This window comes from Streptomyces sp. NPDC056160 (genome assembly GCF_042268205.1).
Lineage (GTDB): Bacteria > Actinomycetota > Actinomycetes > Streptomycetales > Streptomycetaceae > Streptomyces.
Map to the genome: position 1 here is coordinate 45,557 of NZ_JBHJUW010000009.1, position 20,495 is coordinate 66,051.

19 protein-coding genes are annotated in these 20,495 nt (G+C 71.4%); 9 read left to right on the plus strand and 10 right to left on the minus strand.

Annotated elements, in window-relative coordinates; all coding sequences use genetic code 11:
- Positions 1-54: 54 nt before the first annotated feature.
- Complete coding sequence (locus ACFC02_RS05245) at positions 55-294, plus strand: SCO4848 family membrane protein (RefSeq protein WP_037861093.1); 240 nt, start codon at positions 55-57, stop codon at positions 292-294.
- A 323-nt stretch (positions 295-617) separates the two neighbouring features.
- On the plus strand, positions 618-2,174 hold the full coding sequence (locus ACFC02_RS05250; protein ID WP_376352419.1) for an ABC transporter substrate-binding protein: 1,557 nt from the start codon (positions 618-620) through the stop codon (positions 2,172-2,174).
- Between the two features lie 169 nt (positions 2,175-2,343).
- On the opposite strand, the gene ACFC02_RS05255 is transcribed toward ACFC02_RS05250, so the two are convergent.
- The 7 genes from ACFC02_RS05255 to ACFC02_RS05285 form a co-directional block, all read right to left on the minus strand.
- Positions 2,344-3,021 carry a TetR/AcrR family transcriptional regulator gene (locus tag ACFC02_RS05255; RefSeq protein WP_376352553.1) on the minus strand — a complete coding sequence of 226 codons (678 nt, stop codon included), beginning with the start codon at positions 3,019-3,021 and terminating at the stop codon, positions 2,344-2,346.
- Positions 3,022-3,206: 185 nt separating this feature from the next.
- Positions 3,207-3,617: a VOC family protein gene (locus ACFC02_RS05260; protein WP_360972233.1), complete on the minus strand. Its 411-nt coding sequence runs from the start codon at positions 3,615-3,617 to the stop codon at positions 3,207-3,209.
- 149 nt (positions 3,618-3,766) lie between these two features.
- Positions 3,767-4,546, minus strand: coding sequence for a succinate dehydrogenase iron-sulfur subunit (locus ACFC02_RS05265; RefSeq protein WP_360972235.1), 780 nt, complete (start codon positions 4,544-4,546; stop codon positions 3,767-3,769).
- The gene (gene sdhA / locus ACFC02_RS05270) at positions 4,546-6,300 is read right to left on the minus strand and encodes a succinate dehydrogenase flavoprotein subunit (protein ID WP_376352423.1); all 1,755 of its coding nucleotides are present in this window, start codon (positions 6,298-6,300) and stop codon (positions 4,546-4,548) included. Before sdhA ends, ACFC02_RS05265 begins: the two co-directional genes overlap by 1 nt.
- 24 nt (positions 6,301-6,324) lie before the next feature.
- Positions 6,325-6,804 (minus strand): succinate dehydrogenase hydrophobic membrane anchor subunit, encoded by a 480-nt coding sequence (locus ACFC02_RS05275; protein ID WP_360972239.1) that lies wholly within the window; start codon positions 6,802-6,804, stop codon positions 6,325-6,327.
- Positions 6,805-6,809: 5 nt separating this feature from the next.
- Complete coding sequence (gene sdhC / locus ACFC02_RS05280) at positions 6,810-7,190, minus strand: succinate dehydrogenase, cytochrome b556 subunit (protein ID WP_360972241.1); 381 nt, start codon at positions 7,188-7,190, stop codon at positions 6,810-6,812.
- Positions 7,191-7,391: 201 nt separating this feature from the next.
- A complete protein-coding gene (locus tag ACFC02_RS05285) occupies positions 7,392-7,910 on the minus strand; it encodes a 2-oxo-4-hydroxy-4-carboxy-5-ureidoimidazoline decarboxylase (protein WP_376352556.1) in 519 nt (172 codons plus the stop codon).
- Between the two features lie 268 nt (positions 7,911-8,178).
- On the opposite strand from ACFC02_RS05285, the gene ACFC02_RS05290 reads away from it, so the two are divergent.
- The 3 genes from ACFC02_RS05290 to ACFC02_RS05300 all read left to right on the plus strand — a co-directional run bounded on the left by ACFC02_RS05290 (position 8,179) and on the right by ACFC02_RS05300 (position 11,951).
- Complete coding sequence (locus tag ACFC02_RS05290) at positions 8,179-9,759, plus strand: glycoside hydrolase family 20 protein (RefSeq protein ID WP_376352426.1); 1,581 nt, start codon at positions 8,179-8,181, stop codon at positions 9,757-9,759.
- Between the two features lie 297 nt (positions 9,760-10,056).
- Positions 10,057-10,719 carry an RNA polymerase sigma factor gene (locus ACFC02_RS05295; RefSeq protein ID WP_376352558.1) on the plus strand — a complete coding sequence of 221 codons (663 nt, stop codon included), beginning with the start codon at positions 10,057-10,059 and terminating at the stop codon, positions 10,717-10,719.
- Positions 10,719-11,951 carry an extensin gene (locus tag ACFC02_RS05300; RefSeq protein WP_376352429.1) on the plus strand — a complete coding sequence of 411 codons (1,233 nt, stop codon included), beginning with the start codon at positions 10,719-10,721 and terminating at the stop codon, positions 11,949-11,951. Before ACFC02_RS05295 ends, ACFC02_RS05300 begins: the two co-directional genes overlap by 1 nt.
- Before the next feature lie 212 nt (positions 11,952-12,163).
- Here the strand turns inward: ACFC02_RS05300 and ACFC02_RS05305 are convergent, their stop codons facing one another.
- On the minus strand, positions 12,164-13,123 hold the full coding sequence (locus tag ACFC02_RS05305) for a L,D-transpeptidase family protein (protein ID WP_376352561.1): 960 nt from the start codon (positions 13,121-13,123) through the stop codon (positions 12,164-12,166).
- 359 nt (positions 13,124-13,482) lie between these two features.
- Between ACFC02_RS05305 and ACFC02_RS05310 the strand changes: the two genes are divergently transcribed.
- The 3 genes from ACFC02_RS05310 (at position 13,483) to leuE (ending at position 16,450) form a co-directional block, all read left to right on the plus strand.
- A complete protein-coding gene (locus ACFC02_RS05310; RefSeq protein ID WP_376352432.1) occupies positions 13,483-15,063 on the plus strand; it encodes a methylmalonyl-CoA mutase in 1,581 nt (526 codons plus the stop codon).
- 98 nt (positions 15,064-15,161) lie between these two features.
- Positions 15,162-15,734, plus strand: coding sequence for a Uma2 family endonuclease (locus ACFC02_RS05315; protein WP_376352564.1), 573 nt, complete (start codon positions 15,162-15,164; stop codon positions 15,732-15,734).
- 62 nt (positions 15,735-15,796) lie between these two features.
- Entirely contained in the window at positions 15,797-16,450 is a 654-nt protein-coding gene (gene leuE / locus ACFC02_RS05320) for a leucine efflux protein LeuE (protein ID WP_376352435.1), read from the plus strand.
- 61 nt (positions 16,451-16,511) lie between these two features.
- Here leuE and ACFC02_RS05325 read toward each other — a convergent pair whose 3' ends face one another.
- Both ACFC02_RS05325 and ACFC02_RS05330 read right to left on the minus strand, forming a co-directional pair.
- Positions 16,512-17,969 (minus strand): polysialyltransferase family glycosyltransferase, encoded by a 1,458-nt coding sequence (locus tag ACFC02_RS05325; protein ID WP_376352438.1) that lies wholly within the window; start codon positions 17,967-17,969, stop codon positions 16,512-16,514.
- Entirely contained in the window at positions 17,966-18,943 is a 978-nt protein-coding gene (locus ACFC02_RS05330) for a glycosyltransferase family 2 protein (protein WP_376352441.1), read from the minus strand. The genes ACFC02_RS05325 and ACFC02_RS05330 overlap by 4 nt, the downstream gene beginning before the upstream one ends.
- Before the next feature lie 199 nt (positions 18,944-19,142).
- Between ACFC02_RS05330 and ACFC02_RS05335 the strand changes: the two genes are divergently transcribed.
- Complete coding sequence (locus tag ACFC02_RS05335) at positions 19,143-20,471, plus strand: DUF6716 putative glycosyltransferase (RefSeq protein ID WP_376352444.1); 1,329 nt, start codon at positions 19,143-19,145, stop codon at positions 20,469-20,471.
- Positions 20,472-20,495: the final 24 nt, after the last annotated feature.

A 20,495-nucleotide genomic window follows, 5' to 3' on the forward strand; every position in this document is an offset into this window, starting at 1 on the left:
CTGCCGGCCCGACCCCGGCCACGGAGCCGGAGGCCCGGCAGCGATACTGAAGGTATGAAGCTCAGCCGCCCCGTCTCCTGGTTCCTGCTCGCCTTCGGGGTGTGGAGCTGGGTCATCTGGGTCACTTTCGTCAAGAATCTCGTCAAGGACAGCAGCGGGCTCGCGTTCGACGACGGTCATCCGACGGCGTACTTCTGGGTGCACCTGACGCTGGCGGTCGTCTCCTTCGTATTGGGGACGGTCATCGGGGGCCTCGGGTTGCGCGGACTGCGTGCACTGCGCCGGACGTCATAACGCTCCGGCCACCGGTGCCCGGCTGACGGGATGTCCGGTAGGGGTGTGATGTGCGTCATCGACGAAATGTGCGACGTATTACTGTCCGTGTCGGCGAAATCGGCCAAACGGTGCGAAAGGCGCGCTGATCGCCACGCTGAGGGACACCTGAGGACATCCTGTGAAACAAGGAGAAAACACTTCTTCATAACGTCTTTTCGTCCCCTCCGGAATCCCCTTCCCCCTCGTGAGGGTCGTGTGATTATGTGTGCGCGGCCCCAAGGGGTGTGGCATATGCACAGCGGCTCGCGAAGGGCCTGGAGGGCCTGGGGAGGGCATCACCGATGCGGTCGGTTCGCATACGGATTCTGCTGACGCTGCTGGTCCTGGCGGTGGTCGGTGTGGGCGGCTGGCAACTCCTGCCGTCCCAGGGCGACAAGAACAAGGCGATCACCCTGGGCACGACGGACGCCGTCACCGCGCTGGACCCGGCGGGCGCCTACGACGCCGGCTCCTGGGCCCTGTACAGCAACGTCTTCCAGTCGCTGCTCACCTTCGAGCCCGACGGCACCCAGCCCGTGCCCGACGCGGCCAAGAACTGCGGCTTCGTGGGCGGCGGACTGCGCACCTACCGCTGCACGGTGCGCGACGGCCTGAAGTTCCCGAGCGGGCGGACGATGACCGCCGAAGACGTCAAGTACTCCTTCGACCGGGTCAAGAAGATCGACTCCAAGGTCGGCCCGTCGGCCCTGTTCTCCACCCTCGGCTCCGTGGACGCCGACGGCATGACCGTCACCTTCCACCTCTCCACGCCCGACACCACCTTCCCGCTGAAGGTCGCCACCGGCGCCGGTTCCATCGTCGACCACACCCGCTACGCGCTGAACTCGCTGCGCACCGGGACCGACGCCGACGGCACCGGACCGTACCGCCTGACCGGATACACCAAGGACAAGAGCGCCGACCTGAAGCCCAACGGCTCCTACAAGGGCGCCATCGGCGGCACCGGACGGCCCATCCAGGTCCGCTACTTCACCGAGGGCAGCGCCCTCGACAAGGCCTGGCAGGACAAGCAGGTCGACGCCGCCACCCGCACGCTGACGCCCAAGCTGCTCGCCGCGCTCAACCCGAGCGACCCCACGCAGCGCGTGTCGGAGTCCGACAGCGCCGAGACCCGCAACCTGTACCTCAACACGCACGCCTCCTCCCCGCTGCACGACGTCCGGGTCCGCCGCGCCCTCGCCTGGCTGATCAACCGCGAGCAGCTGGTCACCTCCGTCTACGACGGCACGGTGGACGCGCTGTACTCCCTGGTCCCGGCCGGCATCACCGGACACACCACCTCCTTCTTCGACGCCTACCCGGCACAGAGCGTCAAGAAGGCCCGTCAGCTGCTGACCGAGGCGGGGGTCTCGACCCCGGTGCGGTTCACCTACGGCTACGGCGAGGGCCGCGGCCAGGGCGCCGAGGAAGCCGCGGAGATCAAGCGGCAGCTGGAGTCGAGCGGCCTGTTCAAGGTCGACGTCAAGGGTTACGAGTGGACCGACTTCCAGAAGCGGTACACCGCCGGGAAGATGGACGCCTGGGCGGTCGGCTGGGTCGCCGACTACCCGGACCCGGACACCTTCGGCGGCCCGCTCGTCGGCTCCGGCAGCAGCATGAACACCGGCTACAGCAACAAGGCCGTCGACGCGCTCGTCTCCGACAGCCGGCAGTACACCGACCGCAGCCGGGCGGCGTCCGACTTCCGCTCCCTGCAGGCGAAGGTGGCCGACGACGTGCCGCTGGTCCCGCTGTGGCAGCAGAAGGAGTACGTCGTCACCAGCGAGGACGTCGGCGGCGGCCAGTACCTGTCGGACGGCACGGGCGTCTTCCGGCTCTGGAAGCTCAACTGGATCTGAGCCACCGGGCGCAGAGCCCGCCTCCCGGGCACGGGAGAGGGGCACCGGCACGCCCGAGGGGCACCGGCACCCGCGAGGGGCACCGGCACGCCCGAGGGGCACCGGCACCCGCGAGGGGCACCGGCACGCCCGAGGTGTACCGGCACCCGCGAGGGCGCGCCGGTGCCCCTCACCCGTCCTGGCGGCTCCTGCGGGCCGGGTCCGGCAGCGCCTTCGTCATCCCCGGCAGGAAGTCCGTGAACAGCTCGTGCACCTCGTGCACCAGCGGCCGCAGCGCCCGGAACCGGGCCAGCGACACCCCCCGCGCGGTGAGCCGGGCCCCGCGCTCGGCGAGCCGGTAGCTGCGCTCGCGGCCCGGCGTGCGGTCGAACACCCAGTACAGGACGAGGCCCATCTGGGCCAGCCACATCAGCTCGGGCAGCACCTCGCGCAGCTCCGCCGGCACCTTGGTGCGCGCCCCGTGCAGCACCTGCCGGTGGACGCTGACGGCCTCCACGCGCGCGTGCTCCGACTCGGGGGAGAAGGGGCTGAGCGGACTGTCGGGGTCGGCCGCGTTCTTGAAGAACTGGACGGCGAACTCGTGGTACGGCGTGGCGATGTCGAGCCAGGCCTTCAGTACGCCCGCCAGACGCGCCTCCAGGCCGCTCTCCCGGGCCAGGACCTCCCGCACCGCCTCCTGGTGCTCGGCGGCGATCCGGTCGTAGAAGCCCTGGATCAGGTGCTCCTTGCCTTCGAAGTAGTAGTACGCGTTGCCGACGGAGACCCCGGCCTCCTGGGCGATGGCCCGCATGGTGGTCCTGTCGTAGCCGCGCTCCTGGAACAGGCGCATGGCCGTCTCCAGGATCAGGGCCCGGGTCTGCTCGGACTTGCTCGGGGCCGCGGCCGGCGTGGGGTCCGGTGCCTGGGCCGGCGTGGATTCCGGGGCCTGGGCCGGGGACGCGCCGCCGCCGTCGCTCTTGCTGTCGGGACTCTTCTTCTCGGGCACGGTCAGAGCCTAGCCAGTGGCCCCGCGCGGGCCGGGCGGGCGGTGGCTCAGGGGCGGCGGCCCAGCTCGGGGCGCTTGGTGTAGTCGGTGAGGCCGAGGACGTTGCCCCAGGGGTCGGCGACCTCCACGGTCCAGCCGGTGGCCTGGGCGGACGGCTCGTCCAGCGGCTCGATGCCGGCCGCCGCCAGCGCCCGGGCCGCCGCGCGGGCGTCCGGGACCTCCAGCCACAGGCGCGGGGTGTGCCACGGCGGCGGCCGGTGCCCGAGCGCCTCCTCCTTGCGCAGCAGGATCCCCGGGGTCTCACCGCCGACCTTCAGCAGCGCGATCCCCGCCTCGTCCAGCCGGAACGCCACGGCGAACCCGGCCCGCTCGTAGAACCCCACGGCCTCGCCGAGATCGCCCACGGCCAGCAGCACGTTGTCGAACCCGAGCAGCTCGTACGACTCGTCATCTGACATGTGATCAGGTTAGGTACGCCCCTGCCGCGCACCCCCGCGCACACCCCGCGGGACGGGCCGTCAGGTCACCCGCCCGGCGCAGGAACGCCGAGGGCCCCGCTCCCAGGGGGAACGGGGCCCTGATCCGGGCCTGCCGGAGGGCGACGGCCTCAGAAGCGGCGGGTGATCAGCGCCCGCTTGACCTCCGCGATCGCCTTCGTCACCTCGATGCCGCGGGGGCAGGCATCGGTGCAGTTGAAGGTGGTGCGGCAACGCCACACGCCGTCCTTGTCGTTGAGGATCTCCAGGCGCTGCTCGCCCGCCTCGTCACGGCTGTCGAAGATGAAGCGGTGGGCGTTCACGATCGCGGCCGGACCGAAGTACTGGCCGTCGTTCCAGAACACCGGGCAGGAGGAGGTGCACGCCGCGCACAGGATGCACTTCGTCGTGTCGTCGAAGCGCGCCCGGTCCTCGGCCGACTGCAGCCGCTCGCGCGTGGGCTCGTTGGTGTCCTTCGTGATCAGGAAGGGCATCACGTCCCGGTACGCCTGGAAGAACGGCTCCATGTCGACCACGAGGTCCTTGAGCACCGTGAGGCCCTTGATGGGCTCCACCGTGATCGGCTTCTCGGGGTTGATGTCCTTGATCAGCGTCTTGCACGCGAGGCGGTTCTTGCCGTTGATCCGCATCGCGTCCGAACCGCAGATGCCGTGGGCGCAGGAGCGGCGGAAGGTGAGCGTGCCGTCGTGGTCCCACTTGACCTTGTGCAGCGCGTCGAGGACACGCTCCTTGGGGTCCATCTCCAGCTGGAAGTCTTCCCAGGTGGACTCCGCCGAGACCTCCGGGTTGAACCGGCGGACCCGCAGGGTGACGGTGATGTAGGGGGAGTCGGCGAATCCCGGCTCGGGCTGCCCGGCCGCGTCCGCCTTGTCCAGAACAGGGGTTGCCATCAGTACTTACGCTCCATCGGCTGGTAGCGGGTCTGGACGACCGGCTTGTAGTCGAGACGGATGGATTCGGACCCGTCGGCGCCGACCTCGCGGTACGCCATGGTGTGGCGCATGAAGTTGACGTCGTCGCGGTTCGGGTAGTCCTCGCGGTAGTGACCGCCGCGGGACTCCTTGCGGGCCAGGGCGGAGACCGCCATGACCTCGGCCAGGTCCAGCAGGTTGCCCAGCTCGATGGCCTCCAGGAGGTCGGTGTTGAACCGCTTGCCCTTGTCCTGGATCGCCACGTTCTTGTAGCGCTCGCGCAGTTCGGCGATCTTCTCGACCGCCGTCTTGATCGTCTGCTCGGTGCGGAACACCATGACGTTGGCGTCCATGGTCTCCTGCAGCTCGCGGCGGATCGTGGCCACGCGCTCGGTGCCCGTGGAGGAGCGCAGCCGCTCGATCTGCTCGACGACGAGGCTCTCCGGGTCCGCCGGCAGCTCGACGAAGTCCGCCTTCTGCGCGTACTCCGCGGCGGCGATGCCCGCGCGGCGGCCGAAGACGTTGATGTCCAGCAGCGAGTTGGTGCCCAACCGGTTGGCGCCGTGCACGGACACGCAGGCCACCTCGCCGGCCGCGTACAGGCCCGGGACGACGGTGGTGTTGTCCGCCAGGACCTCACCCTCGACGTTGGTCGGGATGCCGCCCATGGCGTAGTGCGCGGTGGGCTGGATCGGGATCGGGTCCGTGTACGGCTCGATGCCGAGGTAGGTCCGCGCGAACTCGGTGATGTCGGGCAGCTTGGCGTCCAGCTGCTCCGGCGGGAGGTGGGTGAGGTCCAGGTAGACGTGGTCGCCCTCGGGACCGCAGCCGCGGCCCTCGCGGATCTCCGTGTAGATGGAGCGGGAGACGACGTCACGGGACGCCAGGTCCTTCATGACGGGCGCGTACTTCTCCATGAAGCGCTCGCCGTCCTTGTTGCGCAGGATGCCGCCCTCACCGCGGGCGCCCTCGGTGAGCAGGATGCCCATGCGCCAGATGCCGGTCGGGTGGAACTGGAAGAACTCCATGTCCTCCAGCGGCAGCCCGCGCCGGTACACGGCGGCCTGGCCGTCACCGGTCAGGGTGTGCGCGTTGGAGGTCACCTTGAAGAACTTGCCGGTGCCGCCGGAGGCGTAGATCACGGACTTCGCCTGGAAGATGTGGATCTCGCCGGTCGCCAGCTCGTACGCCACCACGCCGGCCGACTTCTTGACGCCGTCGACCTCGGTGATCAGCTGGTCCAGGACGTAGAACTCGTTGAAGAACTCCACGCCCTCCTTGACGCAGTTCTGGTACAGCGTCTGGAGGATCATGTGGCCGGTGCGGTCGGCCGCGTAGCAGGAGCGGCGGACCGGGGCCTCGCCGTGGTTGCGGGAGTGACCGCCGAACCGGCGCTGGTCGATCGTGCCGTTCGGCGTCCGGTTGAACGGCAGGCCCATCTTCTCCAGGTCGAGGACGGAGTCGATGGCCTCCTTCGCCAGGATCTCGGCGGCGTCCTGGTCGACCAGGTAGTCACCGCCCTTGACCGTGTCGAAGGTGTGCCACTCCCAGTTGTCCTCCTCCACGTTGGCCAGCGCGGCGGCCATGCCGCCCTGCGCGGCGCCCGTGTGGGAGCGGGTCGGGTAGAGCTTGGTCAGCACGGCGGTGCGGCTGCGCTTGGTCGACTCGATGGCGGCGCGCATACCGGCGCCGCCGGCGCCGACGATGACGGTGTCGTACTTGTGGATCTTCATGAGTGGATTACCTCAGCCCCGTGCCTAGCGGATGTTCGGGTCGAAGGTGAAGATCACCAGCGTGCCCAGCAGGATGGTCCACACCGTGGCGGTGTAGAGCAGGCCCTTCAGCCACAGCCGCGTGTTCGCGCGCTCCGCGTAGTCGTTGATGACGGTACGCAGGCCGTTGCAGCCGTGCAGCATGGCCAGCCACAGCATCAGCAGGTCCCAGACCTGCCACCAGGGCGAGGCCCAGCGGCCCGCGACGAAGGCGAAGCCGACCTTGGAGACACCGCCGTCCAGGACGAGCTGGATCAGCAGGTGGCCGATGACCAGGACGACCAGCACGACACCGGACAGCCGCATGAACAGCCAGCCGTACATCTCGAAGTTGCCCCGGGTCGACCTCGGGGTCTTCTTGGTGCGCTTGCGCGGGGCCTCGATGAACGGAGCCGGGTTGTCGACGTTGTAGGAGGCGCCTTCGACCGGGCCCACACCGGAAGCGGTGGTTTCAGTGGTGGACATACGCGTCAGCTCCCGAAGACGACTCGAAAGGCGTGACCCAGGACGGGGTAGATCGCCCCGAGCATGAGCACGAACCAGGCGATGACGACCGTCCAGAGCATCTGCTTCTGGTAGCGGGCACCCTTGGCCCAGAAGTCGACGGCGATGACACGGAGACCGTTCAGCGCGTGGAAGAGGATGGCGGCGACGAGGCCGTACTCCAGGCACGCGACGATCGGGGTCTTGTACGTGGACACGACCTTGTCGTAGTCCTCGGGAGACACGCGGACGAGTGCGGTGTCCAGCACGTGAACGAACAGGAAGAAGAAGATGAGGACGCCGGTGACTCGGTGAGCCACCCAGGACCACATTCCTTCCCGGCCGCGGTACAGCGTTCCAGCCGGCACGGAAGAACCCTCCGGGAGCGGGGACTAGGGCCGCGCCGGCTTCGGTGTCGGTCGGGCCCGGCCGGGTACGGTCCACCGGCCCCCAGCATCGTAGCGACGTGGGGGAGTGGTGCTCACAGCGGGCCTGCCGGTGTGATCAAAGTGGCACTCAAAGGAGCACGGACGGGTGAGCGGGGAGGGCCGCCGGGCGGGCGTGGGCGCTCATGCGCCGACCGCCGGCGCGTCGGCGCTGGTCGTCCCCCACGGCGCAGCCGCTGACCGGTGCCGCCCCGCACCCCCGAGGGCGCGCACCAGCCGCCCCCTGGCCAGGTGCCGCAGCTCCTCCGCCGTCACCACGCGCTCTTCCTCCGGATCGTTCGTCAATCGTGACCGGATCGCCGCCAGCACCCGGTTCAGGACCTCCTCCGGGGCGGCGCCGTCCAGGCAGATGACGAATGTATGTCCGAATTTCGCCTCGTAGGCCGCGTAAGCGGCGCTCAGGGCCGTGGAGGCGGCCAGGTATATGCCGTCGGGGAGGGCCGGCAGGGGTTCTTCCGCCAGGGCCTCGGCGAGATCGGCCATGCCCAGGTCGTACGCCGCCTCGTCCGCCGCCGCGAGCAGGGCGGGCAGGTCCGGGTAGGGGCGGTGGGCGGCGACGCGACGGGCCCAGCGCGGGCTGCGCAGGCAGGCCAGGAGGGCGCGGCGGGTCTCGTCGGGCGGGGCGGTGTTGAAGCGCTCCAGGGTCTGCGCGGGCAGCGTGGGTCCTCGGCGTGGGAGACGGCGCGCCCGCTGACGGGCGTTCCGGGTGAGTCGGCAGGGGATGGTGTGAGATGTGTCGCCACGTTATCGGCAGGGGGCGGGACGTGTCCGGCCGATGCCCCGATTTCACTCGGACGGAAGAGTTTGAGAACGGTTCGTGGACACCCGGCGCGGGACGAGGCCGTAGGTTGGCCGTGTGAGTGAGCACAGGCGACACCGTGCCCCGGCGGGGTCGCGGCGCAGGTGGGCAGTGGCCGGCGGGGTGTTCGCCGTCACGGCCGGCCTCGGCGCCGGTCTCGGCGTGTGGGCCTCGGGCGGTGACGACGGCGGCCCCGCGGACGTGGCGGGCCCGGCGACGGGCACGGCCTCCCCGACGCAGCCCGCCCCCAGCCCGACCCGGACCTACCCGCTCTCCCGGGCGCCGCGGACCATTCCCGCCGTGCGCTCGCACACCGCCGCCCGCGGCCCCGGCTGGCGCCCGGCGCGCGGCGGGCGGGTGGTGGTCGGCGACGCATCCCTCGCCGACGAGGGGCAACTGCTGGCCGGCGAGCTGGGCCTGACGTACGCGGGGTTACGGGACGACGTCCGCGACGGTGACGTACGCCTCGCGCTGGGCGGCGGCAGGGGCGGCGACCCGGAGTCGTACTCCATGACGGTGAGCGGCGGACGCGTCACCATCAGCGGAGGCGGCGACGCGGGTGTCTTCTACGGCACCCGGACCCTGAAACAGGAGGTGCACGCGGGCGGCACGGCCCCCGAGGGCGTCGTGGACGACGCACCCGCCAAGCCGCGGCGCGGGTTCATGCTGGACATCGCGCGCAAACCGTTCACGGCGGACTGGATAGAGGACCGAATACGGGAGCTGGGCGACCTCAAGTACAACGAGCTGGGCCTGCACTTCTCCGACGACCAGTCCTTCCGCATCCAGTCCGACACCCACCCGGAGATCGTCTCCGGGGACCACCTCACCAAGGCCCAGGTCAAGCGGATCGTCGACCTCGCCGGCAGCCGGCACATCACCGTCGTGCCCGAGATCGACTCGCCCGGCCACCTGGGCGCGGTGATCGCCGCCCACCCCGACCTGCAACTGCGTAACGCGCAGGGCGTGGCGACCAAGGGCGCGGTCGACATCTCCAAGGGCGGCTCGGCGCGGATCGTCGACGACCTCCTGAACGAGTTCGCGGGCGTCTTCCCCGGCGGCTACTGGCACCTCGGCGGTGACGAGTACCAGGCGCTGACCGTCCGCAGCCCCGAGGCGTCCTACCCGCAGCTGGCCGCCGCCGCGCGCAAGGCCTACGGCCCCGGCGGCACCGTCGCCGACCTGACGACCGGCTGGCTGAACGACCGCGCCGCCACCGTCCGCGCCCGCCACCGCGCCCCGCGCGCCTGGAACGACGGCTTCTTCCGGCACACCTCCGTGAGTCCCGACAAGGACATCGAGGTCGCCTACTGGACCGGCAAGGAGCTGGGCGCCCGCCCGCCGGCCGAGTACCTCGCCGCCGGCCGCCAGGTGATCAACTACAACGACGAGTACCTCTACTACGTCCTGGGCCAGCCCCAGACCTTCGTCTACCCGACCGGGCGGCGGATCTACGAACAGTGGACCCCGCGCGTGCTGCGCGGCACCGACGCGGTGCCCGCCCGCTACGACTCCCAGATCCTGGGCGGCGGCTTCGCCGTCTGGTGCGACCTCGCGCACTCCCAGACCCAGGACCAGGTGGCCGCCGGGATCCGCATGCCGCTGCGCGCGACCGTGCAGAAACTGTGGGACCCGGGGAAGCCGGCGCTGTCCTGGGCTGACTTCAAGGCACTGGCCGGGCGGCTGGGCTGAGGCCGGGGGGCGGCCTGCCGAGGCAACGACCGGGGCCGCCACCCCCCACAGGAGAGGCCCCGGCCGTCGCGCGGCACGGGCCGCGCGGCGACCCGTACTTCCTTCAGCGCCATGAGTGCGTTTTCTGTCACACCTCACCGTCGGAGTGGTTGGTTGCACGTTGTACGGTCATGGACGAGAGGCGGTTTCAGGTCGTAACGTGCCTTTCGCGCCGGGCGCGGAAGATGCATGATCACCGCAACGTTCGACGGCCGTGACGCCGCGACGATCCTGCTCGATCTACTGAGGAACCACGGGGTGCTGGGGGACGACGCGGAGCTGACCGCCGCGGTGCTTGCCGCACAGACCGGGGACGAGACCGCGTTCCGGACTGTGTACCGCACCGTGCACCCGCGGCTGCTCGCCTACATACGCACCCTGGTCGGCGAGAGCGACGCCGAGGACGTGGCGTCCGAGTCCTGGCTCCAGATCGCCCGCGACCTGGAGCGTTTCAGCGGCGACGCCGACCGGTTCCGCGGGTGGGCCGCCCGGATAGCCCGCAACCGCGCGCTCGACCACATACGCATGCGCGGCCGCCGCCCCGCCATCGGCGGCGACGAAACGGAACTGGCCGGCAAGGCCGCCGCCTCCGACACCGCAGGCGAGGCCATCGAGGCGCTCGCCACCGGCAGCACCCTCTCCCTCATCGCCCGGCTTCCCCAGGACCAGGCCGAGGCCGTGGTGCTGCGCGTGGTGGTGGGCCTGGACGTCAAGACCGCCGCCGAGACGCTCGGCAAACGGCCCGGCGCCGTACGCACCGCCGCGCACCGCGGTCTGAAACGGCTCGCGGAGCTGCTCGGTGATGATGCGGAATCCGTGGACGCGCTCGGCGCGATGCCGCTCCCACGAGAACCGCGAGGCCACACGGTGACGTCCGCCGGTGTGACGCATATGCGCGCCCGGACGCAGAAGGACATGTGATGGCCGACGAGCAGTACCGATGGCTGGACCGCGAGACCGCGGAGCGCCTGCTCCGCGGAGAGGTGCCGGACACCGTCGACGTCACCGTCCGTGACCGGGCGGAACGGCTCGCCGAGGCGCTGAAGGCTCTTTCCGCCGAATCCGCGGCCGCCCACCCCTCCGCGGCCCCCGCCGAGCTGCCCGGTGAGGCAGCCGCCCTCGCCGCCTTCCGCACGGCACGCGCCGCCCAGGCCGACACCCGCGCCGGACAGGCCGTTTCCGCCGGGGCCCCCGGCCGGTACACGGCGGCAGGCTCCGCCGACGCCGGACTCGTCCGGATCGCCGCGCACGGGCACGGCCCGGCGCGGGGCGCGGGAACCGCGCGTTCCCGGCGCCCCGGTGCGCGCCTGGGCCGGCCCGTCCGCCTGGCCCTGTCCGCCACGTTGGCCGCGGGCGCGCTCGGCGGGGTCGCCGCCGCGGCCACGACCGGCGTGCTGCCGAGCCCGTTCGGCGGTGACGAGCCCGCTCCCGCCACGTCCGTGACGCCCTCGGACGCCTCGGACGCACCGTCGCCGCCGTTCGCCCGGGGCGGCGACGGCAGCGAGGGGGCGGGCGGCTCCGGGACGCCGGCGCCCGGCGGGACCACGCTCGGGTCCTCCGCGGGCGACGCCTCGGACCCCGCCGGCGCCGGAGACAGCGCCGCCGGCCACGACACCGCGACCGGACCGGACGGCGACGGGAGCGGCCCGGGCGGTCGCTGGGGCCGGCTGGTCGCCGCCTGCCAGGACCTGCGGGACGGCAAGAACCTGGGCACCGGCCGCAAGAACGTGCTGGACGGAGCGGCCGGCGGCTCCTCACGGGTCTGGACGTACTGCAAGGGCGTGCTGAAGGCGGCCGAGGCCCATGGCTCCGGTCAGGGGAACGGCACCTGGCAGGGCAGGAACAAGGACACCGACCGGAACGGCAAGGACGGGCAGGGCAACAAGGACGGTCAGGGCGGCAAAGGCGGCCAGGGTGACAAAGACGGCAAGGGCGGCGACAGCGGAAACGGCGGCAAAGGAGGCAAGGGCGGCAAGGGTGGCGGTCAGGGGCACGGCGACGGCGAGGGCGGGCGCGGTGACGACGACGGCGGCCACGCGGAAGGCGGCCACCCGGCCGGCGGGCCGCCGCGCAGGGACGTCGTGCCCCGCCCCTCACTCGCTCCGCCGACCCCCGGCAAGGCGGCCTCGCCTCGCCCGTCGGAAAGCCTCTGACCTGCGGTTTTAAGGGTGCCGAAAACTTTCTCCCGGCGAGGTGTGACGTTTTTGGCCGCCCCGGCGCAGTAATGAGTGAGCCGACTGGTCATCGGCCCTCGCACGAAGCCGGGGTTCCCCCCGTACCCACGGCTCGTGCATCTGGCGCGGGCGGGACACGTTCCCCCGGTCCCGCCCGCGCCCCCGCTTCTCCCCGGGCACGGGTGCCGCTCTCACCGGTACACGACGACCTTGTCGCCCACCTTCACCTGCGCGAACAACTGCGCGATCGCCGCCTCGTCCCGTACGTTGACGCAGCCGTGCGAGCCACCGGCGTAACCGCGGGCCGCGAAGTCCGAGGAGTAGTGGACCGCCTGTCCGCCACTGAAGAACATCGCGAACGGCATGGCGGAGTGGTAGATCGTCGACACATGGTGGCGCGACTTCCAGTAGACCTGGAACACACCCTCACGGGTCGGTGTGGCCTCCGTGCCGAACCGCACCGCCATCGTCGACTCGGTCCGCCCGTCGACCATCCAGCGCAGGGTCCGGGTCGTCTTGTCGATGCAGACCACCCGGCCCGTCAGACACCGCGCGTCCGGGGCGCCGGCCGGCTGGCCGCCCATGAGGTACAGCTCCCACTGGCCCGGCTCGTGCGTCATCCCGCGCAGCCGCTGCCAGGTGACGGTGTCGGTGCGGCCCGTGGCGGGCAGGCCGCGCTTGCCCTGGAAGCCCCGGACGGCCCGCTCCGTCGCGGGGCCGTAGGTCCCGGTCGGCCCCTCGGACAGCCAGCCGATCTGCCGCAGCCGGGCCTGGAGTTCGCGCACGGCACGCCCGTCGGCACCCCGCGACCACAGGACGGGGGCGGGGGCGGGCGGAGCGGCCGGGGCCGTGCGCGCGCTCCCGCCGGATCCGCCCGGGACCTGGGACGCCCGCGGCTCGTCCCGGGCCGTGCCCCTGCCCTTGCCGCTGTCGTCGTGGCCCTCGCCGCCGCCGGACGGCCGGGCGGTCGGCACCTCGATGTGCACGGGGGAGCGGTGGCGTCCGGCCGCGCCGGAACCGGAGGACGGACCGGAGCCCGGGCCCTGACCGGTGCCCGAGCCGGCCGGCTGCACCGTGCAGCCGTACGCCCCCGTCAGCGCCACGGCCGCGGCCACGCCGACGACCGCTCTCCTCGTGCCCCCGATGCCCATGCGGCCCCCCGCCGTCTCAACGGTGTTGCGGTGCCCGTCGCCGTGGTTACGGCACTCCACCGGAAGTCTTTCCATCCGTGACCGGTGGCGAACCACGGGGCATGGTGGGAAACAGACAGAAGACAGAAGACAGGGACAGGGACAGGGACAGAAGACAGGGACAGAAGACAGGGACAGAAGACAGGGACAGAAGACAGGGACAGAGGCAGAGGCGGCAGTAGGGAGTGGGACGTCTTCTGTGAGCAAGGTCCCAGCGTGGGCCACTGCACCCGGCGCACGGCCGCCGCTACAGTCCGTCGCGAGGGTCGGCCGTACCGGCGAGTAACTGGCAAGTAACCAAGAACGCGGAGGCACACACCATGGCGCGCGAGTCCGAGTCGGGTCTGCCCATCGAGCCGGTGTACGGGCCGGACGCCCTGGAGGGGTGGGACCCGGCGGTGAAGCTGGGTGAGCCGGGTGCGTATCCGTTCACGCGGGGTGTGTATCCGTCGATGTACACGGGTCGTCCGTGGACGATGCGGCAGTACGCGGGTTTCGGTACGGCTTCGGAGTCCAACGCCCGGTACAAGCAGCTCATCGCGAACGGCACGATGGGGCTGTCGGTGGCGTTCGACCTGCCGACGCAGATGGGCCACGACTCCGACGCGCCGATCGCGCACGGCGAGGTCGGGAAGGTGGGTGTGGCGATCGACTCGGTGGAGGACATGCGGGTGCTGTTCGGCGGGATCCCGCTGGACAGGGTCTCCACGTCCATGACGATCAACGCGCCGGCCGCGCTGCTGCTCCTGCTCTACCAGCTGGTGGCCGAGGAGCAGGGTGTGCCGGCGGAGAAGCTGACGGGGACGATCCAGAACGACGTGCTGAAGGAGTACATCGCGCGGGGTACGTACATCTTCCCGCCCAAGCCGTCGCTGCGGCTGATCGCGGACATCTTCAAGTACTGCCGGGCCGAGATCCCGAAGTGGAACACGATCTCGATCTCGGGTTACCACATGGCGGAGGCGGGTGCCTCGCCCGCGCAGGAGATCGCGTTCACGCTGGCGGACGGCATCGAGTACGTGCGCACGGCGGTCGCGGCCGGGATGGACGTGGACGACTTCGCGCCCCGCCTGTCGTTCTTCTTCGTGGCCCGTACGACGGTCCTGGAGGAGGTCGCCAAGTTCCGCGCGGCGCGCCGGATCTGGGCGCGGGTGATGAAGGAGGAGTTCGGCGCCGAGAATCCCAAGTCGCTGATGCTGCGCTTCCACACCCAGACGGCCGGGGTCCAGCTGACCGCGCAGCAGCCGGAGGTCAACCTGGTCCGGGTGGCGGTGCAGGGTCTGGCGGCGGTGCTCGGCGGCACGCAGTCGCTGCACACGAACTCCTTCGACGAGGCGATCGCGCTGCCCACGGACAAGAGCGCGCGGCTGGCCCTGCGCACGCAGCAGGTCCTCGCCTATGAGACCGACGTGACCGCGACCGTCGATCCCTTCGCCGGCTCCTACGTCGTCGAGAAGATGACCGACGACGTCGAGGCGGCCGTCCTGGAGCTGATGCGGAAGGTCGAGGACCTCGGCGGCGCGGTCGCCGCGATCGAGCACGGCTTCCAGAAGAACGAGATCGAGCGCAGCGCCTACCGCATCGCGCAGGAGACCGACTCCGGCGAGCGGGTGGTCGTGGGCGTCAACCGCTTCCAGCTCGACGAGGAGGAGCCGTACGAGCCGCTGCGCGTCGACCCCGCCATCGAGGCCCAGCAGGCGGAGCGCCTGGCCAAGCTGCGCGCCGGACGCGACCAGCACGCCGTCGACACCGCCCTGGCCGCCCTGAAGAAGGCCGCCGAGGGCGAGGACAACGTCCTCTACCCGATGAAGGACGCCCTGCGCGCCCGCGCCACGGTGGGCGAGGTGTGCAACGCGCTGCGCGAGGTGTGGGGGAATTACGTGCCCAGCGATGCGTTCTGAGCAGGGCTTTCCCTCGAACGAGTGATCGGGGGCGGAAAACGTCCGCTCCCGGTTAGGCTCGTGTTGGGTGTTCCCGAAAGGAGGGTGCCGTGGCTGTGATGCTGCACGAGTCGTCGCTTGCCGATGCTGCCGACCGGCTCTGGGAGGAGCTGCCCGGTCACCGGGTGGAGATCCTCAACGGGAGCATTGTTGTGACACCGCCGCCGGACGGGCCGCACCAGGAGACGCTGACCTGGCTCATCGAAGAGTGCTCAAGGGCTCAGGCCAGGAAAGCAGGACTGAAGTACGTCTCAGGCGTCGGTTTATGGCTGCCGACAGGACCTGACGACTATGCGGTGCCTGACTTCTCTCTCGTTGACGCCGACTACAAGGACGCGTTGGTCGAGAAGAACTGCTATGCGCCACATGTCTTCCGTCTGGTCTTGGAAGTCACGTCGTCCAACTGGACCAATGACACAGCCACCAAGGTGGACATCTATGCCCGGGCCGGCGTGCCCGTCTACCTCATTGCCGACCGCAGACATCACGAGGTCCTCCTCTACACCGACCCCGTCGACGGCGCCTACCCCGCCCCCGAGCGCTTCAAGCGGGGCCAGTCCGTCCCCCTGCCCGAGTCCGTCGGTGTGAGCCTCGACCTGTCCGTCGACACCCTCCTCGACGGCGAGGGCTGACCGCTCGTCTCGGTACCCGGAACACCTCCCCGAGTGCCGTACCCCCGTGCGACACTCCAGCCATGTTCGGCGTCATCGATCTCCCCACCTACCTGGCAGGGCTCGTCCTCATCGTCCTGCTCCCCGGTCCCAACTCGCTGTACGTGCTGTCCGTCGCCGCCCGGCGCGGCGTGCGGGCCGGTTACTCCGCGGCGGCGGGTGTCTGGTGCGGGGACACCGTGCTCATGACCCTGTCGGCGGCCGGGGTCGCCTCCCTGCTCAAGGGGAACGCCCTGCTCTTCGGCATCGTGAAGTACGCGGGCGCCGGGTACCTCACCTGGCTGGCGATCGGAATGCTGCGGGCCGCGTGGAGCATGTGGCGCACCCGGCGCGAGCGCACGGCGGAAGCCGCTCCCGCCGCGGCCGGACCCGCCGACGAACGGCCCTTCCGCCGGGCCCTCGTCGTCAGCCTCGTCAACCCCAAGGCGATCCTGTTCTTCATCGCCTTCTTCGTGCAGTTCGTCGACCCGGGCTACGCCTACCCCGCCCTCTCCTTCGTCGTCCTCGGCGCCTTCGCCCAGCTGGCCAGCTGCCTCTACCTGAGCGCCCTGATATTCAGCGGCACCCGGCTGGCCGCCGCCTTCCGCCGCCGCAAGCGCCTGTCGGCGTGGGCGACCTCGGCGGCGGGCGCGCTGTTCCTGGGCTTCGCGGTGAAGCTGTCCCTGGCCAGCGCGTAGCCGGCGTCCGCCCGGTCAGGGCCCCCGGTACGCAGCAGGCAGCGGCCGCCGTCCAGCCCCGTCAGCGGCCCACCGCCCGCCCCAGTGAGCGGGCGCGGCGGGCCACCCGCCGTACCGCGGCGTTGCGCGGTATGAAGGCCAGCTGCTGCGGGACACCGCCGGGCAGCGCCAGCGCGGTCAGCCGGCGGCGCTTGAAGTAGCGCCGGGCGTCCGTGCCGAAGTGGGCGGCGAGGTACCGCTCGGCGTCCGCGCGCAGGTTCGGGTAGAGCTTCGGCTGCATCGCGTAGGAGACGGCCCGGACCAGCTCGGTCAGCGCGTCGACGTCGGCGGCCGGGGCCCCGTCGGCCGGGATCTCGTCGGCCGCGGCCCCGTCGGCCGCGGCCCCGGGGGCGTGCCGCCGCCCCTGCCCCTGCCCCTGCCCACGGCCATGCTCCTGACCCTGTCCCCCTCCCTGCCGCTGCCCCGTCACCGCCGGCCCGTCGGCCAGGTCCGGCAGCAGTGCGTCGACGATCGTCACCGGTACACGGTTGCTGTTCTCGTACGGCGTCAGCCGCTCCAGCAGCGTGCCGGTGCCGGTGCGGGCGACCGGCAGTCCGTACAGCGCCGAGGCGGTGCACAGGGCCGTGGAGAAGCAGCCGACCACCAGGGCGGGGCGTATGCGCTGGTACAGCACCTCGGCGAGGACGGGGGAGCTGAGCACCGTGAGGTCGGCGCTCAGCCGCCCGGCCTCCTGCTCCAGCGCCCGCGACCAGCGGGCCGGCGCCGACGGGTGGGGCTTGAAGACCACGCGGGTGTGGCCGAGCGCGACGGCGCCCCGCAGCATCCGCACGTGCAGCGCCTCCTCCTCCTCGGCGGTGAGGATGCCCAGCGCGGAGAGGTACTGGCCGAGCAGCAGGGCGGGTTCGGCGGGCAGCTCGGGCAACGCGTCGCCGGCGTCGGCGAGTTCGGCCAGCACCTTGACGAAGGCGTCCGTGGGGACGATCTCGGGCGTCACCCCGAACTCGGTGAGCAGCACCGGCCGCAGCCCCGGCACCAGGTCCAGGTGGAGCAGGCGGTCGATGCGGGTGCCCACCAGTGGGTCGATCTTGTTGCGGGTGGGGCCGTAGCTCATCAGGCCGTCGGCGTAGACGGTGACGGGCGCGCCGGTGAAGATCTGGCAGACGCCGAGCGCCGGATTGACCTGGATCGACTCCACGGCCAGTTCGACGGCGTCGTCGCCCAGGTTCCACAGCAGCCTCAGGTGCCGCTCCCACAGCGGCACGTCGTCCTGGCGCGGGGCCCAGCCGCCCGGGTGGCAGGGGGAGATCATCTCGTTCCACGACACCACGTCGTCGAACCGCTCCCGCAGCCGTGCGAAGCCGGGCAGCTCGTCCAGGGGCGGCGTGGTCTCCGGCGTCGCCGTGTTGTTGCAGACCACCAGGATGCGGCGGTCGGCGGGGCCGAAGAGGTCGCAGTCGAGGGCGGCGGCCAGCGTGGCGGTGCCGTACAGCGTCGACGCGAGGAAGATCCGGGTGGTCACGCGGCGGCCCCCGCGGCGGCCGGGCGGCGGCGCAGCCGGCGCAGCCGGGTGGCGCGCCGGCCGTCCATCGAGTCCAGCGTCCGGTCCAGGACGTCCTGCGGCATGCGGCGCAGGGCGCGCGCGCCGAGCGACTTCAGCCTCCGTGCCACCGCCGGCTCGTACCGTCCCAGGGAGGCCAGGTGGTGGGAGATGATCGCGCAGTAGGTGCGGACCGCCTTCGGCAGCAGCAGGTCCGCCTCCCGGTCCCGTGCCGTCTCCGCGACGATCTGGTCGAACGCGCGGATGAAGTCCAGTTGGCGGACATCGCCGATCTGGGTGAGCGAGGAGGCCACGCCCCGCCGGTAGTGGACGCCCAGCAGGCCGGTCACGGCGAAGGACTCCGCCTCCCGGTGCAGCTTCCAGATCCACGGCCGGTCCTCGGCCGTGCGCAGCCCGTCCGTGAAGTGCAGCAGACCCCGCTCCAGCAGGCGGCGGTGGTAGATGCCCGCCCACGCGTAGGGGTAGTCGACCGACGTGGAACGGTCGGCGGGCAGTATCGCCGCCCGCGGGTCGAGCACCACCCCGCGCCGGCCGTGCGGCACGCGGTGGATGCCGCGCGCCCGCCCCGTGCACTGCACGTGGTCCGCGCGGACGAAGTCGCAGCCCAGCTCCTCGATCACCGCCAGCAGCCGCGGGTAGTAGCCGGGGGCCAGCCAGTCGTCGCCGTCCAGGAACGTCACGTACTCGCCGCGCGCCCGGTCGATCCCGGTGTTGCGCGCGGTCGCCAGCCCTCCGTTCTCCTCACGGCGGACGAGTACCGTGCCCGGCAGTTCACGCTCCGCGCGCGCGAGAATGTCCGGGGTCCCGTCACGGGAACAATCGTCGACGAGGACGAATTCGAAGTCGTCACGCGCGTTCGCACGCAGACTCTTCAAGGCGTCGGGTGCGTATTGCTGCACGTTGTAGAACGGCACGATGACGGAGAGCTTGACCACGGGTGCGACGTTAGGGCGCGGGCCCCGCATCCGTCTTTACCTGGATCTTGAGCGGGAGTGAACGGCACGTGGCGATGCCGTGAACCAGGCTTTCCCGCAGGCCGTTCCGAGGCCGGTTCCGTATTCGGCGGTGTGCTGTTAACCGTTTGTTGCATTCCGGTTGGGCGGGACCTAGAAATGCCTTCCTAGCGTCTGCGGCGTGCCAGCAAGTGCAACGAAGTCCCTACGGGTCGCCGTCCTCGCGGATTCCGACACCCGGTGGAAATGGGGCGCGCTCACCGCGCAGCGTGTCGCCCCCGCCGGTGCCGCGGTCCGGCTCGACGGCTACCTCCTGCGGGGCCGCGCCACCCCCACCGCCCGCCAGCTGACGGAGGTCGGCGTCCGCGCGGACTCGCTCAGCGAGGTGACCGCCGTCCAGTTCCTGCGCGCCATGGGGGAGGACACGGCGGGCGAGGAACCCTACGACGTCCTCGTCCTCGCCCTCGTCGGCGGCGGCGTCCAGGCGGTGCTGCACGGGCTGAAGGGGACCTGGGAGGGCACCGGCCGGCGGCCCGTGGTCGTCACCGGTTACGTCGGCGTCGTCTACGAGAAGCTCGCCGACGGGCTGCTGCTGCGACATGGCGCGGACCTCGTCCTCGCCAACTCCCGCCAGGACGCGGAACGTTTCCGCGCCGTCTACGAAGGAGTGGGCGCCGACGCCGGCGCGGTCACCGAGGTGGCCCTGCCGTTCCTCGGCGGCGCCACACACACCGGCGCGCACGACCCGTACACCGTCGTGTTCGCCGCGCAGCCCTCCGTCCCCGAGAGCCGCCGGGACCGTACGTACCTGCTGAACCGGCTCATCCGGCACGCCCGGGTGCACCCCGACCGCGAGGTGCTGCTCAAACTCCGCTCCAGGCCGGGCGAGCACACCACCCACATCGAGGAACTGCCGTACCAGAAGCTGGCGCAGAAGACCGAGCTGCCGCCCAACCTGCGCCTGGTCTACGGGCACATGGGCGACGTGCTCGACCGCACCGACCTGCTGGTCACGGTCAGTTCCACCGCCGCCCTGGAGGCACTGCACCGCCGGGTGCCCACCGTGGTCCTCACCGACCTGGGCGTGCGCGAGGCGCTCGGCAACCACCACTTCGCCGGGTCCGGCTGCCTCGCCTCCTGGGACCAGCTGGACGCCGGACACCGCCCGGTGCCCGACGAGGAGTGGGTGTCCCGGCAGGGCGTCGCCGCCGACGGCTCGTACGACACCGCCTTCGACCGGGCCCGCGAGCGCATCGGCGAGCTGCTCCGGGACCCCGCGGGACTGCCCCCGCTCGCCCCCTACTACACGCCCGAGACCGCGCCCGGCTACCTGCCGGGCATCCTCGCCCGCCACCACCTCGGACCCGACGGCGCACCGCTGCCGGGCGCCCCGGTCGCCGACCGGGACCCCGGACCGCTCCGGCAGATCGTCCGCCGGGCCGCCCGCGGCGCCTACCGCCACGGCGTGCAGCGCGTGGCGCCCGTGATCCGGCGGATGGGGGAGCTGTGAGCCGCCCGACCCCACGTCAAGGAG

Excerpts from the sequence above, each read along its gene's own strand:
- ACFC02_RS05245 (WP_037861093.1), top strand. The coding sequence starts at position 55 with ATGAAGCTCAGCCGCCCCGTCTCCTGGTTCCTGCTCGCCTTCGGGGTG.
- ACFC02_RS05250 (WP_376352419.1), top strand. The coding sequence starts at position 618 with ATGCGGTCGGTTCGCATACGGATTCTGCTGACGCTGCTGGTCCTGGCG.
- ACFC02_RS05260 (WP_360972233.1), bottom strand. The coding sequence starts at position 3,617 with ATGTCAGATGACGAGTCGTACGAGCTGCTCGGGTTCGACAACGTGCTG.
- ACFC02_RS05265 (WP_360972235.1), bottom strand. The coding sequence starts at position 4,546 with ATGGCAACCCCTGTTCTGGACAAGGCGGACGCGGCCGGGCAGCCCGAG.
- sdhA (WP_376352423.1), bottom strand. The coding sequence starts at position 6,300 with ATGAAGATCCACAAGTACGACACCGTCATCGTCGGCGCCGGCGGCGCC.
- ACFC02_RS05275 (WP_360972239.1), bottom strand. The coding sequence starts at position 6,804 with ATGTCCACCACTGAAACCACCGCTTCCGGTGTGGGCCCGGTCGAAGGC.
- ACFC02_RS05300 (WP_376352429.1), top strand. The coding sequence starts at position 10,719 with ATGGCCGACGAGCAGTACCGATGGCTGGACCGCGAGACCGCGGAGCGC.
- ACFC02_RS05305 (WP_376352561.1), bottom strand. The coding sequence starts at position 13,123 with ATGGGCATCGGGGGCACGAGGAGAGCGGTCGTCGGCGTGGCCGCGGCC.
- ACFC02_RS05310 (WP_376352432.1), top strand. The coding sequence starts at position 13,483 with ATGGCGCGCGAGTCCGAGTCGGGTCTGCCCATCGAGCCGGTGTACGGG.
- ACFC02_RS05315 (WP_376352564.1), top strand. The coding sequence starts at position 15,162 with ATGCTGCACGAGTCGTCGCTTGCCGATGCTGCCGACCGGCTCTGGGAG.
- leuE (WP_376352435.1), top strand. The coding sequence starts at position 15,797 with ATGTTCGGCGTCATCGATCTCCCCACCTACCTGGCAGGGCTCGTCCTC.